Annotated in this window: 16 protein-coding genes; 3 read left to right on the top strand and 13 right to left on the bottom strand. The window is 61.0% G+C overall.

Features of this window, described 5'->3' with window-relative positions; all coding sequences use genetic code 11:
- Positions 1-6 precede the first annotated feature (6 nt).
- From QWJ46_RS24760 to QWJ46_RS24745, 4 genes are all read right to left on the bottom strand, one after another.
- Complete coding sequence (locus QWJ46_RS24760) at positions 7-408, bottom strand: PTS sugar transporter subunit IIA (RefSeq protein WP_011423437.1); 402 nt, start codon at positions 406-408, stop codon at positions 7-9.
- Between the two features lie 150 nt (positions 409-558).
- A complete protein-coding gene (locus QWJ46_RS24755) occupies positions 559-1,008 on the bottom strand; it encodes an HPr kinase/phosphorylase (RefSeq protein WP_302754389.1) in 450 nt (149 codons plus the stop codon).
- A complete protein-coding gene (locus tag QWJ46_RS24750; RefSeq protein ID WP_302754388.1) occupies positions 1,005-2,795 on the bottom strand; it encodes a sensor histidine kinase in 1,791 nt (596 codons plus the stop codon). The genes QWJ46_RS24755 and QWJ46_RS24750 overlap by 4 nt, the downstream gene beginning before the upstream one ends.
- A 76-nt stretch (positions 2,796-2,871) precedes the next feature.
- The gene (locus QWJ46_RS24745) at positions 2,872-3,609 is read right to left on the bottom strand and encodes a response regulator transcription factor (protein WP_210303091.1); all 738 of its coding nucleotides are present in this window, start codon (positions 3,607-3,609) and stop codon (positions 2,872-2,874) included.
- Positions 3,610-3,946: 337 nt separating this feature from the next.
- Between QWJ46_RS24745 and QWJ46_RS24740 the strand changes: the two genes are divergently transcribed.
- The 3 genes from QWJ46_RS24740 (at position 3,947) to QWJ46_RS24730 (ending at position 6,792) form a co-directional block, all read left to right on the top strand.
- Positions 3,947-5,557, top strand: coding sequence for a phosphoenolpyruvate carboxykinase (locus QWJ46_RS24740; RefSeq protein ID WP_184454382.1), 1,611 nt, complete (start codon positions 3,947-3,949; stop codon positions 5,555-5,557).
- A 184-nt stretch (positions 5,558-5,741) separates the two neighbouring features.
- Positions 5,742-6,179, top strand: a complete 438-nt coding sequence (arfB, locus tag QWJ46_RS24735) for an alternative ribosome rescue aminoacyl-tRNA hydrolase ArfB (RefSeq protein WP_183705804.1) — start codon at positions 5,742-5,744, stop codon at positions 6,177-6,179.
- A 1-nt stretch (position 6,180) separates the two neighbouring features.
- Complete coding sequence (locus tag QWJ46_RS24730; RefSeq protein WP_184454380.1) at positions 6,181-6,792, top strand: alpha-ketoglutarate-dependent dioxygenase AlkB; 612 nt, start codon at positions 6,181-6,183, stop codon at positions 6,790-6,792.
- A gap of 14 nt (positions 6,793-6,806) precedes the next feature.
- Here QWJ46_RS24730 and coaA read toward each other — a convergent pair whose 3' ends face one another.
- Genes coaA through hisB form a run of 9 tightly spaced genes read right to left on the bottom strand, consistent with a single transcriptional unit; the run spans position 6,807 to position 12,237 of the window.
- Complete coding sequence (gene coaA, locus QWJ46_RS24725) at positions 6,807-7,802, bottom strand: type I pantothenate kinase (protein WP_184454378.1); 996 nt, start codon at positions 7,800-7,802, stop codon at positions 6,807-6,809.
- Complete coding sequence (locus tag QWJ46_RS24720; RefSeq protein ID WP_128403852.1) at positions 7,799-8,122, bottom strand: phosphoribosyl-ATP diphosphatase; 324 nt, start codon at positions 8,120-8,122, stop codon at positions 7,799-7,801. The genes coaA and QWJ46_RS24720 overlap by 4 nt, the downstream gene beginning before the upstream one ends.
- 16 nt (positions 8,123-8,138) lie before the next feature.
- Entirely contained in the window at positions 8,139-8,927 is a 789-nt protein-coding gene (gene hisF / locus QWJ46_RS24715) for an imidazole glycerol phosphate synthase subunit HisF (protein ID WP_184454375.1), read from the bottom strand.
- Positions 8,927-9,673, bottom strand: coding sequence for a 1-(5-phosphoribosyl)-5-[(5-phosphoribosylamino)methylideneamino]imidazole-4-carboxamide isomerase (hisA, locus tag QWJ46_RS24710; protein ID WP_302754386.1), 747 nt, complete (start codon positions 9,671-9,673; stop codon positions 8,927-8,929). The genes hisF and hisA overlap by 1 nt, the downstream gene beginning before the upstream one ends.
- A 6-nt stretch (positions 9,674-9,679) precedes the next feature.
- A complete protein-coding gene (locus QWJ46_RS24705) occupies positions 9,680-10,237 on the bottom strand; it encodes a hypothetical protein (RefSeq protein WP_184454372.1) in 558 nt (185 codons plus the stop codon).
- A complete protein-coding gene (locus QWJ46_RS24700) occupies positions 10,234-10,416 on the bottom strand; it encodes a hypothetical protein (protein ID WP_184454370.1) in 183 nt (60 codons plus the stop codon). The genes QWJ46_RS24705 and QWJ46_RS24700 overlap by 4 nt, the downstream gene beginning before the upstream one ends.
- Before the next feature lie 52 nt (positions 10,417-10,468).
- Complete coding sequence (gene hisH, locus QWJ46_RS24695) at positions 10,469-11,119, bottom strand: imidazole glycerol phosphate synthase subunit HisH (protein ID WP_302754385.1); 651 nt, start codon at positions 11,117-11,119, stop codon at positions 10,469-10,471.
- A gap of 2 nt (positions 11,120-11,121) precedes the next feature.
- Positions 11,122-11,607 (bottom strand): DUF2628 domain-containing protein, encoded by a 486-nt coding sequence (locus QWJ46_RS24690; RefSeq protein ID WP_184454366.1) that lies wholly within the window; start codon positions 11,605-11,607, stop codon positions 11,122-11,124.
- A 21-nt stretch (positions 11,608-11,628) separates the two neighbouring features.
- The gene (gene hisB / locus QWJ46_RS24685) at positions 11,629-12,237 is read right to left on the bottom strand and encodes an imidazoleglycerol-phosphate dehydratase HisB (protein ID WP_184454364.1); all 609 of its coding nucleotides are present in this window, start codon (positions 12,235-12,237) and stop codon (positions 11,629-11,631) included.
- Positions 12,238-12,337: the final 100 nt, after the last annotated feature.

The following is a 12,337-nucleotide window of genomic DNA, read 5'->3' as shown; positions in this document are numbered from 1 at the left end:
GCGCCGTTATTTTCCGCTGAGCACGCGGCTCGCGACATTGATATATTTCCGCCCGGCTTCGGAAGCCTCCACCAGCGCCTTCTCCATGTTGTTCTCCCCGCGTACGCCGGCGAGTTTGATCAGCATCGGCAGGTTCATGCCGGCAATGACTTCAGTATGGCCGCTGCTCATGACCGAGATGGCGAGGTTGGACGGCGTGCCGCCGAACATGTCGGTCAGGATGACGACGCCATGGCCGTCATCGGCGCCGGAAACGGCCTGCAGAATGTCCTGCCGTCTCTGGTCCATATCGTCTTCGGGGCCAATACAGACCGTCTCGATAAATTTCTGAGGACCGACGACGTGCTCGACAGCATGACGAAACTCTTCAGCCAGCTTGCCATGAGTGACAAGCACAAGTCCGATCATGATATTACTGCTCCCATATACGCAAACGGTGGCCCCAATATCGCAATGCAGCAATTACGTCCACCGGTGGGGGCACATCTTGGCCATGAAAAGCCGAAGTGCAAGACAAAAATGCAAATATATAAGGCAGATTGATCAATCCGGACGGCCTCAATCTCCGATATCAGGGGCTTTTGCCATCAGGATTGCAAGCGGTGAAGACACGCCTGTGAGCAACCGCAATGCGGGAAGTGAAACACCGGCGGCAAGGCTGACCATTTCCCCTTCGGGAGGCACACGGTTCTCACCGGAAGCGCTGCCCGGAAGCACGGCATAATGCATGGCCGCCTGAGGGACGTGGTCCTGCCGAACGATGCCGGTGCCGCGAAGTTCGATGAGCCCGGCGATCGACGGCGGGCAGGTGGCGATCACCGTGCCGGTCTCTCCCGACAGAAGCACCTGATCATCGGCGACCAGCGCCGTGAAGAGACCGAGGCGGCGCGCCTCCGTCATGCAGGTGAAAGCCAGCATCGATTTCCCCCAGCCAGAGGGACCGCTGAACAGCAGCCCCGTTCTGCCGACGACGATCGCCGTGGCATGGATGTTGGCGGCCGCCGTCATGCGGCTGGATCGAGGGGCAGGGCGAGGATAAAGCGCGCGCCGAGCACCTGCCCGCTGTCGGCGTCGGTAATGTTCTCTGCTCTGAGCGATCCGCCATGCGCCTCGGCGATCTGGCGGCTGATCGACAGGCCGAGTCCCGAATTCTGGCCGAAGCCTTCCGATTCCGGCCGGTCGGTGTAGAAGCGCTCGAAGATGCGGTCGATATTTTCCGCCTGGATGCCGGGACCGTTGTCTTCGATCGTGGTGACACAGCGTGACCGTGTGCGCACCAGCCGCACGGTGATCTTGCCGCCCTTCTCGGGCACGAAGGAGCGGGCATTTTCGATCAGATTGGTGACGATCTGGCCGATGCGCAGATCGTGGCCGTTGACGACGAAACGGGTCTTGATGTTCGGCTTGCGTTCGACCGTATACTCGATTTCCACCTGTTTCTTGCTTCCCCTGATCTGGCGGGACACGTCGATCAGGTCGCGCAGCAGCACCTCCATGTCAATGGAGGCGGCGTCGACGCGTGCGAGTTCGGCATCGAGCCGCGAGGCGTCGGAAATGTCGCTGATCAGGCGATCGAGGCGGCGGACATCGTGCTGAATGACATCAAGCAGCCGTTTCTTGGAATCCTCCGACCTGGCGAGCGGCAGTGTTTCGACGGCGCTGCGCAGCGAGGTCAGCGGGTTTTTGAGCTCATGGCTGACATCGGCGGCAAAACTCTCGATCGCGTCGATGCGGTCATAGAGCGCCGTCGTCATCTCGCGTAAGGCTATGGAGAGGTTGCCGATTTCGTCCTGGCGGGCGGAAAAGTCCGGAATTTGCTCACGTGTCTTGGCGCCGCGCCGAACGCGAATGGCGGCGGCCGAAAGACGGCGCAGCGGATTGGCGATCGTCGATGAGAGCACCAGCGACAGCAGTACGTTGACGAGCGTCGCCACTCCAAAGACGCGCATGATGGCCAGCCGTTCGGCGTGAACGATATTGTCGATGTCACCCGCCTGCGTCGACAACAGCAGCACGCCGAGCACGGCGCGGAAGCGCTGAATCGGCACGGCGACGGAAACGATAAGCTCGCCTTTCTCGGTGGTGCGCACGACCGCGCCGCGCACGCCGGTCAGCGCGTTCATGACTTCGGGATAGATCGAGCCGTCGCCGCCCGGCGCTTCCTTATAGAGCGGCAGATTGCCCGGCTGCAGCGCTTTGTTGAACAGCGTCGCCAACCAATCGCTCCAGGTCTGCTTCTCTTCTTCGACCGGCGGAAGATCGAAGCGCAGCACCTGGCCGCGCGAATAGAGATGACGCGAATCCAGCAGCAGATTGGCGTCCGCGTCAAAGATGCGCGCGCGTGTGCGTGTCGGCGAGATCAACCGGCGCAGGACCGGCGCGACTTTTTCCGGATCGATCGGAAATTCCAGATCCTCGTCGTTCGGCACCGGGGTGATGCTCTGGCCGGCCTGCAGCTCGAGCAGCTTTTGCGGATCGATGGTGATCGAGTTCGTATCGACCGACGCGGAGGCCGAAACGGCGCCGGCGATGATTTCACCCTGCGTCAGCAGGCTTTCGGCGCGGGCGTCGATCAAGCCTTCGCGAAACTGGTTGAGATAGAGGATGCCGCCGACGAGCACCACCAGCGCGACGAGGTTGAAGAACAGGATGCGCCGCGTCAGGCTCGAAAACACCGCATTGCCGAAGATGCGGCGGATCAGCGTAAAGGGATGCGACCAACGGCGGCCTCGGACGCGACGGGTGCTCACGCCCTCCGCGTCGTCCAAATCCCTTTCCTGCACGAACTGTGCCAATGATAGGCCCTTTCGAAAGGTTGGGCCCGATAAACTGGCCGGCAACCTTCAATATTTCCAGCTGTGCCGCTCGGGCTCAAGCTGCTTCGCGGAAGCGGTATCCCACTCCGTAGAGCGTTTCAATCATATCAAAGTCGGTATCGACCATCTTGAATTTCTTGCGCAGCCGCTTGATGTGGCTGTCGATGGTCCGGTCATCGACATAGACCTGTTCATCATAGGCTGCATCCATCAGCGCGTCGCGGCTTTTCACGACGCCGGGGCGCTGCGCCAGCGAATGCAGGATCAGGAACTCGGTCACCGTCAGCGTCACGGCCTCGCCTTTCCAGGTGCAGGTATGGCGCTCCTGGTCCATGACCAGCTGCCCGCGCTCCAGCGAGCGCGCCTGCTGCACCGCGCCGGCCTTCGGCGCACCGCCGGGGCTCGTGCCGCCGGCGGCTGTGGCTTCACGGCTCGAGGCGCGGCGCAGGACGGCTCGCACGCGCTCCACCAGCAGGCGCTGCGAGAAAGGCTTGGTGATGAAATCGTCCGCGCCCATCTTCAGGCCGAACAACTCGTCGATCTCCTCATCCTTGGAGGTGAGAAAGATAACCGGGATATCCGATTTCTGCCGCAGGCGGCGCAACAGTTCCATGCCGTCCATACGCGGCATCTTGATATCGAAGATCGCCAGCTGCGGCGGTCGCGCCAGAAGGCCGTCGAGCGCCGAGGCGCCGTCCGTATAGGTCTCGACCTTATATCCTTCGGCTTCCAGTGCGATCGACACCGAGGTGAGGATGTTGCGGTCGTCGTCAACGAGCGCGATTGTAGCCATAGCATTGGTCTCCGTCATCAGTGCGCAATCTCCCGGATTTTGGTCGTCCCCAGGCGGTCTCAATGACCGGATGCGCTTATGGAGGATAAAGGTGGAACAAATTGTGGCAAAGATAAAGGGGAAGATTGTTGTAAAATCCATCAGCATCCAAAAGTTGTGTGTCGAAATGTTTCACGTAGTTCTTCAAACGATTTAAAAAGAATGAAACAAATTTAAATCGATTAATTATTTGATATTACTATATTTTCTCCATTTTTAACTCTTGTCTTTTAAAATTTATCCCCGTATTTTCCCGGTTAGTTTTAACGGCAACGAGCCTGAGCAAAGGGAACTAGCCATGGAAAAGTTCGGAGTTCATAACCCGGCAACGGAGCTCGCAACGGTGGGATTGGGCGGCGCAGCCAGCGTCCGTTATAACTTTTCCGCTGCAGCGCTCTATGAAGAAGCGATCCGCCGGGGTGAAGCCGAACTGACCGCTCAGGGCGCGCTTCGGGCCCTCACCGGTCAGCATACGGGCCGTTCGCCGCGCGACAAATTCGTCGTTCGCGACGCCAATACCGATGGTCAAATCTGGTGGGACAACAACAAGCCGCTCTCGCCGGAGCATTTTGCCCTGTTGCGCGACGACATGCTGGCGCATGCCGCCGGCAAGGAACTGTTCGCCCAGGATCTTGTCGGCGGTGCCGAGGAAGGCCATTCCCTGCCGACCCGCGTCATCACCGAATTCGCCTGGCATTCGCTGTTCATCCGCAATCTGCTGATCCGCCCCGAGCCGGCGGCGCTGCCGACCTTCGTGCCCAAGCTGACGATCATCGATCTGCCGAGCTTCAAGGCCGATCCGGCGCGCCACGGCTGCCGTTCGGAAACGGTGATCGCCTGCGATCTCACCAACGGTCTCGTCCTCATCGGCGGCACCTCCTATGCCGGCGAAATGAAGAAGTCGGTCTTCACTGTGCTCAACTACCTGCTGCCGGCCAAGGGCGTGATGCCGATGCACTGCTCGGCCAATGTCGGCCCCGACGGTGACGCGGCGGTCTTCTTCGGTCTTTCCGGCACCGGCAAGACGACACTTTCAGCCGATCCGGCCCGCACGCTGATCGGTGACGACGAACATGGCTGGAGCGAAAACGGCATCTTCAACTTCGAAGGCGGCTGCTACGCTAAGACCATCCGCCTTTCGGCCGAGGCCGAGCCGGAAATCTACGCGACGACGCAGCGCTTCGGCACCGTGCTCGAAAACGTCGTCCTCAACGAACGGCGTGAGCCGGATTTCGATGATGGTTCGCTGACTGAAAACACCCGTTGCGCCTACCCGATGCATTTCATCCCGAATGCCTCCGAAACCGGCCGGGCCGGGCATCCGAAGACGATCATCATGCTGACCGCCGATGCCTTCGGCGTCATGCCGCCGATCGCGCGCCTGACGCCCGATCAGGCGATGTATCACTTCCTTTCCGGCTACACCGCCAAGGTGGCCGGCACCGAAAAGGGTGTCGTCGAGCCGGAAGCGACCTTCTCCACCTGCTTCGGTGCGCCCTTCATGCCGCGTCACCCGGCCGAATACGGCAACCTGCTCAAGGAGCTGATCAGCCGCCACGGCGTCGAGTGCTGGCTCGTTAACACCGGCTGGACCGGCGGCGCCTACGGCACCGGCAAGCGCATGCCGATCAAGGCGACGCGCGCCCTTCTCGCTGCCGCCCTCAGCGGCAAGCTCGGCCAGGTCGAATTCCGCGCAGATCCGAATTTCGGCTTTGCTGTGCCGGTTTCCGTCGATGGTGTCGACGGCGGCATTCTCGATCCGCGCTCGACCTGGGCCGACAAGGCAGCCTATGACGCGCAGGCCGAAAAGCTGGTCTCGATGTTCATCGCCAATTTCGCCAAGTTCGAAGGTCACGTCGATGGCGGCGTCCGCGATGCGGCCCCCGGCGTGAAGGTCGCAGCCGAATAAGAAGCGCAAGCAATTCCAGCAAAAGTGTGCAGCGGTTTTGCCAGGCAAAGCGCGAAGCGCTTTTGCCGGGAATTGCGTTAAACAGACTCTCTGATTCACGTGAAACCCGGCGTCGCAGGATTGTCGGGTTTCTCCGTGATAGCCGATGTTTTCAATCGGCGGCCGATATGAGATAGAACGCCGCATGGCCAGCGACGCACTCTATATCGACGACAGGATCACCATCGCGGGATGGGAACTGACGGAACAATTCGTTCTGGCGGGCGGCCCCGGCGGGCAGAACGTCAACAAGGTTTCGACGGCGGTCCAGCTGTTCTTCAACATCGCGAATTCGCCTTCCCTCAACGATCGCGTCAAAGCCAACGCGATCAAGCTCGCCGGCCGGCGTATGTCGAAGGAGGGCGTGCTGATGATCGAGGCGAGCCGCTTTCGCAGCCAGGACCGCAACCGCGAGGATGCGCGCGAGCGGCTGAAGGAACTGATTCTGGAGGCTGCCAAGCCGCCGCCGCCGCCGCGCAAGAAGACCAAGCCGACCAAAGGTTCGGTCGAGCGCCGCCTGAAGGAAAAATCCGGCCGCTCGGAGGTCAAGAAAATGCGTGGCCGCCCCGGCGGCGGCGAATGATATGTCCGGTCTCCTGAACGGCATCCGCCATCTTCCTGGTTATCTCGACCGGACGCGCCAGGAAGCATTGGTCGAAGTGATCCGTGCCGTCGTCGCCGAAGCGCCGCTCTATGTGCCCGCCATGCCCGGCACCGGCAAGCCGATGTCGGTCAGGATGACCAATTGCGGGCCGCTCGGCTGGGTAACGGACAAGGAGCGGGGCTATCGTTATCAGCCGACGCATCCGGCAACCGGCGGGCCCTGGCCTGAGATGCCGAAGCTTTTGCTCGATATCTGGAATGACGTTTCCGGCTATGAGAAGCCACCGGAGGCCTGCCTCGTCAATTTCTATTCCGACGACGCTCGCATGGGCCTGCATCAGGATAAGGACGAGCAGGACCTGGAGGCGCCGGTCGTCTCGATCTCGCTCGGCAATAGCTGCCTCTTCCGGGTCGGCGGTCTCAACCGCAATGATCGCACGCTATCCTTCAAGCTCGCGAGCGGCGATCTGGTGGTGCTGGGCGGCGAGGGGAGGCTCTGCTTTCATGGCGTCGACCGCATCTACCCTGCGACGTCGACGCTGTTGAAGAACGGCGGCCGCATCAATCTGACGCTGCGACGCGTTCGTCCGTGAAAATTGATCGCCTGCTATAGTTTCCTGAGCGCGACCTGTTCGATCAGGTGGTCCTTGCCCTTTTTCAGGATGAGATCGGCGCGCGGCCGCGTCGGCAGGATGTTCTGGCGCAGGTTTTTCAAGTTGATGTTCGTCCAGAGATCTTCGGCGATTTCAAGCGCTTCCGCATCGGTGATCGAGGCGTAGCGATGGAAATAGGAGTTCGGATCGCGGAAGGCGGTTTCCCGCAGCCGCATGAAGCGCGTCACATACCAGTTGTGGATCTGGTCTTCCGCGGCATCGATATAGATCGAGAAGTCGAAAAAGTCGGACACCATCGGCACGATCTTGCCATCGGCCGGCAGGTCGCGCGATTGCAGCACGTTGATGCCTTCGAAGATCAGAATGTCGGGACGGTCGACGATCTTGTATTCGTCCGGCAGCACGTCATAGACGAGATGCGAATAACACGGCGCCTTCACATCAGGCCGCCCGGCCTTGATCGCCGAGAGGAAGCGCAGGATCGCGCCCGTATCGTAGCTTTCCGGGAAACCCTTGCGCTGCATCAGCTTTTCCCGCTGCAGCACCGCGTTCGGGTGGAGGAAGCCATCCGTAGTGATGAGATCGACCTTCGGGCTGGAAGGCCAGCGGCCCAGGAGCTCCTTCAGGATACGGGCTGTGGTCGATTTTCCCACAGCGACCGAGCCGGCGATGCCGATGACGAAAGGAGTTTTCGTCACATCCGACATGCTGAGGAAGCGGTTGCGCTGGTCGAACAGCATCTGCGAGGATTCGACATGCGACGAGAGCAGGCGCGACAGCGAGAGGTAGATGCGCCGGACCTCGTCGAGATCGATGGGGTCGCCCATTGAGCGCAGCCGCTTGACCTCGTCGCCGGTCAGCGTCAGCGGCGTGTCGGCGCGGAATTTCGCCCATTGCTCGGAAGAGAAGAAATGGTAGGGCGAATAGGATTCAGACTGGAAGTGATCCAATATCTCCGACACCCCGATAATCTCAGTCGCGATACTCATGAACTCTGCCGGCTGGCCTTTTCCTTGAGACCGGACTGCGCGGTTCTGCGCTCGAGTTCGGCCATGACATTCTCTAGCGGTATTTCAGCAATCTTCAATACGACCAATAGGTGATAGAGCACATCGGCCGCCTCATAGGTCAGATTGTCGCGATCGCCTGTCACCGCCGCCATCACCGCTTCGATGGCCTCTTCGCCGAGCTTCTTCGCCGCTTTCGGCTGGCCGGCGGCCACGAGTTTGGCTGTCCAGGACTGCTCCGGTGAGGCTTTCGATCGCTCTTCGACGATGCGTTCGAGGTCGGAAAGGGAAAATCCGCTCATTGTCTGCTCTCAGGTTTCAGTCGAGACGCATGTCGATGCCGCACTTCGACATATAGTGTTTTGCCTCGCCGACGGTATAGGTGCCGAAGTGGAAGATCGATGCGGCGAGCACGGCATTGGCATGGCCCTCCTTCACCCCGGCGACGAGATCGTCGAGGTCGCCGACTCCGCCGGATGCAATGACCGGCACACGCACGGCATCGGCGATCGTCCGCGTCAGCTCCAGGTCGTAGCCGACCTTGGTGCCGTCGCGGTCCATGGAGGTGACCAGCAGTTCGCCGGCCCCGCGCGCCACCATCTTCTGAGCGAATTCGACGGCATCGATGCCAGTCGCGTTGCGGCCGCCATGCGTATAGATTTCCCAGGCGCTGAGATTGTCGCCGCCGACCGCTTGCGTGCGCCTGCGCTTGGCGTCGATCGAGACGACGATGCACTGGTCGCCGAACTTGTCGGCCGCCTCGGCGACGAAATCGGGATTGCTGACAGCTGCCGAGTTGATCGACACCTTGTCGGCGCCGCACAGCAGGAGCTTGCGGATGTCGGCGATGGTTCTGACCCCGCCTCCGACCGTCAGCGGCATGAAGCATTGATCTGCTGTGCGCGACACGACATCGAAAATCGTCTCGCGATTGTCCGAGGAAGCAGTGATGTCGAGGAAGCAGAGCTCGTCGGCGCCGGCGGCGTCATAGGCCTTCGCCGCTTCGACCGGATCGCCGGCATCGACGAGATTGAGAAAATTGACGCCCTTGACGACGCGGCCGTCCTTGACGTCGAGGCAGGGAATGACACGGGCCTTGAGGGTCATTACGCAGTCTCCTTGGCCCTGTTGGCCTTGATCAGCGCCAGCGCCTCCTTGGGGTCGATGCGGCCGTCGTAAAGCGCCCGGCCTGAAATCGCCCCTTCCAGCTTCTGCGCGTCGGGCTGCAGCATGCGCCTGATATCTTCGATGGAGGCCAGGCCGCCCGAAGCGATGACAGGAATGGAGACGGCATCGGCGAGTTCCAGTGTCGAGCTCCAGTTGATGCCGGTCAGGATGCCGTCGCGGTCGATATCGGTGTAGATGATCGCGGCAACGCCGGCGCCCTCGAATTTCCTGGCAAGCTCGATGATCCCGAGTTCGGAAGCTTCAGCCCAGCCCTCGACAGCCACCTTGCCGCCTTTGGCATCGATGCCGACGGCGACTTGGCCGGGGAACTTCCGGCAGGCCTCGATGACCAGCTCAGGATTTCTGACCGCGACGGTGCCGAGGATGACACGCCGCAACCCGCGCGACAGCCAGGCTTCGATGTTGTCGAGCGTGCGGATGCCGCCACCGAGCTGCACCGGGTTTTTCGTCGCCTTCAGGATCGCTTCGACGGCGTCGCCATTGGCCGATTGTCCCGCGAAGGCGCCGTCGAGATCGACCACGTGCAGCCATTCGAAGCCCTGGTCTTCGAATGATTTCGCCTGGGCGGCCGGATCGGTGTTGTAAACCGTCGCCTGCTGCATGTCGCCGAGCTTCAGGCGGACGCATTGGCCGCCCTTCAGATCGATCGCGGGAAAAAGGATCATGTCGTCTTACGTCCGTAGAGTGATCGCTGCCATCAGCGCATTCCACGCATCTACGATATCCGAGCGGAAAAAGACAGCGGCAATGGCGGCCGCGCTCAAAAGCAGCAGAAGCAGAAAGGTGACGATGAAGCCGGCGCGCACCTGGCGCCAGAAACCGAGGCGCTTCTTCACCGATGTCTCGATCTCGCGCACCCGCCGCAGGGCGTCGCTGTTGACGGCGGCGAGCCGGATATCCGGCTCCATCGCTTCCACATAGGTCTCGGCATAGCTCGAAAGAATCTGCGAGGCGCGATCGCGCAGCGTATTGCGCAGATCGGTAGAGAGATAGTTACTGGAGACGGCGGCAAGCTCGGCCTCATTGGGCGAACGGCCGGCATTCCGCTTGCGATAGCTGACGACGAAATCGCGCTTTTGCCGCTCGTAAAGGGCGTAGGCAAGCAGGCCGATCAGATCGTCTTCGCCTTCGATATAGAATTCCAGCACGGCTTCGGTGATATCGCCGGCATTGATCCCGTTGGCGCGCAGCTGCGAATTCTCGCTGCCGGCAAGGAATTCGTGGATCATCGGTCCAGCCTTTCTTTCAATGCCTTGGCCGCGTTGGAAAGCGCTCTTTTATGGAGGGCCTCGTCGACACGGCGAATGATCGTCCCGTCAGGAAGCCGGATATCCGAGAAGGGAGGCAGACCCTCCCTGGAGGGCCGCAGCATATAGAACACCTTGCCTGATTTCCGCGAAGCCGGCACCGAGCGCACTCCTGTTCCGCCCTTTCCATAAAGAGGAAATAAGGCGGAGGTATTACGGATTCCAGCGCAGGAAATTGGCGATCAAGGCGAGGCCGAGCTTCTGGCTCTTTTCCGGGTGAAACTGGGCGCCCACCATGTTGTCGCGCCCGACGAGGGCGGTCATCGGCCCGCCATAATCGACGGTCGCTATGACATCCTCGGCACTTTTGGCGGCAAGATGGTAGGAATGCACGAAATAGGCGTGCAGTCCCTGCGGCCCGGTGGGAATACCGTCGAACAGCGGATGTTCGCGCTTCAGGTCGAGCGTGTTCCAGCCGATCTGCGGAATCTTCAAGGCGGGATCGCCAGGCGTCATCTCGATGACGTCGCCTGGGATCCAGCCGAAGCCGTGTGTCACGGTCTTCTCGAGGCCACGCGAGGACATGAGCTGCATGCCGACGCAGATGCCGAGGAAAGGCCGCGCCTTATTCTCGACAGCCTCGATCAGCACCTCGCTCATCCCGGGCACGGCGTCCAGTCCGCGCCGGCAATCGGCGTATGCGCCGACGCCGGGCAACACGATGCGATCGGCCGCAGCAACGTCCTCCGCCTTATCGGTGAGATCGATATGGGCATCGATGCCCGCCTCGCGCGCGGCCCGCTCGAAAGCCTTGGTCGCCGAACGAAGGTTGCCGGAACCGTAGTCGATAATCGCGACGCGCATCGTCAGCGTCCTCCATCAAAACCAAAGAGACCAAGCGATGTCGCTTGGCCGCGCAGCCTGTTTGCGCCGGGCTTGTTCTGCCAATCCGGTGCGGCCGTCTCGTCACTGCCCGCAGGGACCGTCTTGTCCGCAAAATAGACCTGCTCGGCAATATCGAGCTTATCGGCTGCAATGAGGGCGTCCTCGTTCCAGCCCTTGGCGGCAAGATTGCGGATGCGAAAGTTCTGGCCTTCGAGACCGACCACTATATTCACGCCCAGCATGATCGCCGCACCCGCCGGCCCCAGACCGGGTTCGTCCATCAGTGCGCCGCCGATTCCCTGCAAGAGAAACGCCGCTGCCGCATGCAGCCATAGCCGGTGCACCAGAAGCCAAGCCCATGGAAACAGGAGGCCGAGCCAGGTGAAACCGTCGCGAATCGTGCGCACCTCATCGGTCGCTACGCTCGCCCCGCCTGGCGGTGTCAGGAAAATATAGCTGGAGGTCATTGTCGCCGCTCCCTGAGGGGCTCAGACGAGCGTGCCCTTCGTCGAGGGAACGCGGCCCGCCTGTCTCGGATCGATCTCTGTCGCCGTGCGCAACACGCGGGCAACCGCCTTGAAGCATGTCTCGGCAATATGGTGATTGTTGGCGCCATAATGGTTGACAATATGCAAGGTGATGCCGGCGTTCTGGGCGAGCGCCTGGAAGAATTCGCGCACGAGTTCCGTGTCGAAGGTGCCGATCTTCGGCGCGCTGAAGGCGACATTCCAGACGAGGAAGGGTCGGCCCGAAAGATCGACAGCAGCCTTGGTCATCGTCTCGTCCATGGCGAGATCGATCGAAGCGTAGCGTGTGATGCCCCGGCGGTCGCCGAGCGCTTTCGAGATCGCCTGGCCGATCGCAATGCCGGTATCTTCGACCGTATGATGATCGTCGATATGCAGGTCGCCCTTGGCTTCGATGTCCATGTCGATGAGGGAATGCCGCGAAAGCTGGTCGAGCATATGGTCGAAGAAGCCGACGCCGGTCGAAATCTTCGATTTGCCGGTGCCGTCGAGATTGACGGAAACGGAAATCGACGTCTCGTTGGTCTTGCGGGCAACGCTGCCCGTACGGCTTGCTGCGGTCTCGGCCATGTGGCCCTCCATCGGAATAAGGCCGTTCCTTATCAGGCGCATCGGCAAATATCCAGAAGCCGGCCAGGAGAAAAGCCCGCCCATTTGCAATCGGCTCCGG

This window comes from Rhizobium sp. CBN3 (assembly GCF_030518245.1).
Taxonomy (GTDB): domain Bacteria; phylum Pseudomonadota; class Alphaproteobacteria; order Rhizobiales; family Rhizobiaceae; genus Rhizobium; species Rhizobium aethiopicum_A.
The sequence above is the reverse complement of the archived record's forward strand: the minus strand, read 5'-3'. Positions and strand labels throughout refer to the sequence as shown.

Coding starts and splice junctions, on each gene's coding strand:
- QWJ46_RS24760 (WP_011423437.1), bottom strand. CDS start 408: ATGATCGGACTTGTGCTTGTCACTCATGGCAAGCTGGCTGAAGAGTTT.
- QWJ46_RS24755 (WP_302754389.1), bottom strand. CDS start 1,008: ATGACGGCGGCCGCCAACATCCATGCCACGGCGATCGTCGTCGGCAGA.
- QWJ46_RS24745 (WP_210303091.1), bottom strand. CDS start 3,609: ATGGCTACAATCGCGCTCGTTGACGACGACCGCAACATCCTCACCTCG.
- QWJ46_RS24740 (WP_184454382.1), top strand. CDS start 3,947: ATGGAAAAGTTCGGAGTTCATAACCCGGCAACGGAGCTCGCAACGGTG.
- arfB (WP_183705804.1), top strand. CDS start 5,742: ATGGCCAGCGACGCACTCTATATCGACGACAGGATCACCATCGCGGGA.
- QWJ46_RS24730 (WP_184454380.1), top strand. CDS start 6,181: ATGTCCGGTCTCCTGAACGGCATCCGCCATCTTCCTGGTTATCTCGAC.
- coaA (WP_184454378.1), bottom strand. CDS start 7,802: ATGAGTATCGCGACTGAGATTATCGGGGTGTCGGAGATATTGGATCAC.
- QWJ46_RS24720 (WP_128403852.1), bottom strand. CDS start 8,122: ATGAGCGGATTTTCCCTTTCCGACCTCGAACGCATCGTCGAAGAGCGA.
- hisF (WP_184454375.1), bottom strand. CDS start 8,927: ATGACCCTCAAGGCCCGTGTCATTCCCTGCCTCGACGTCAAGGACGGC.
- hisA (WP_302754386.1), bottom strand. CDS start 9,673: ATGATCCTTTTTCCCGCGATCGATCTGAAGGGCGGCCAATGCGTCCGC.
- QWJ46_RS24705 (WP_184454372.1), bottom strand. CDS start 10,237: ATGATCCACGAATTCCTTGCCGGCAGCGAGAATTCGCAGCTGCGCGCC.
- hisH (WP_302754385.1), bottom strand. CDS start 11,119: ATGCGCGTCGCGATTATCGACTACGGTTCCGGCAACCTTCGTTCGGCG.
- QWJ46_RS24690 (WP_184454366.1), bottom strand. CDS start 11,607: ATGACCTCCAGCTATATTTTCCTGACACCGCCAGGCGGGGCGAGCGTA.
- hisB (WP_184454364.1), bottom strand. CDS start 12,237: ATGGCCGAGACCGCAGCAAGCCGTACGGGCAGCGTTGCCCGCAAGACC.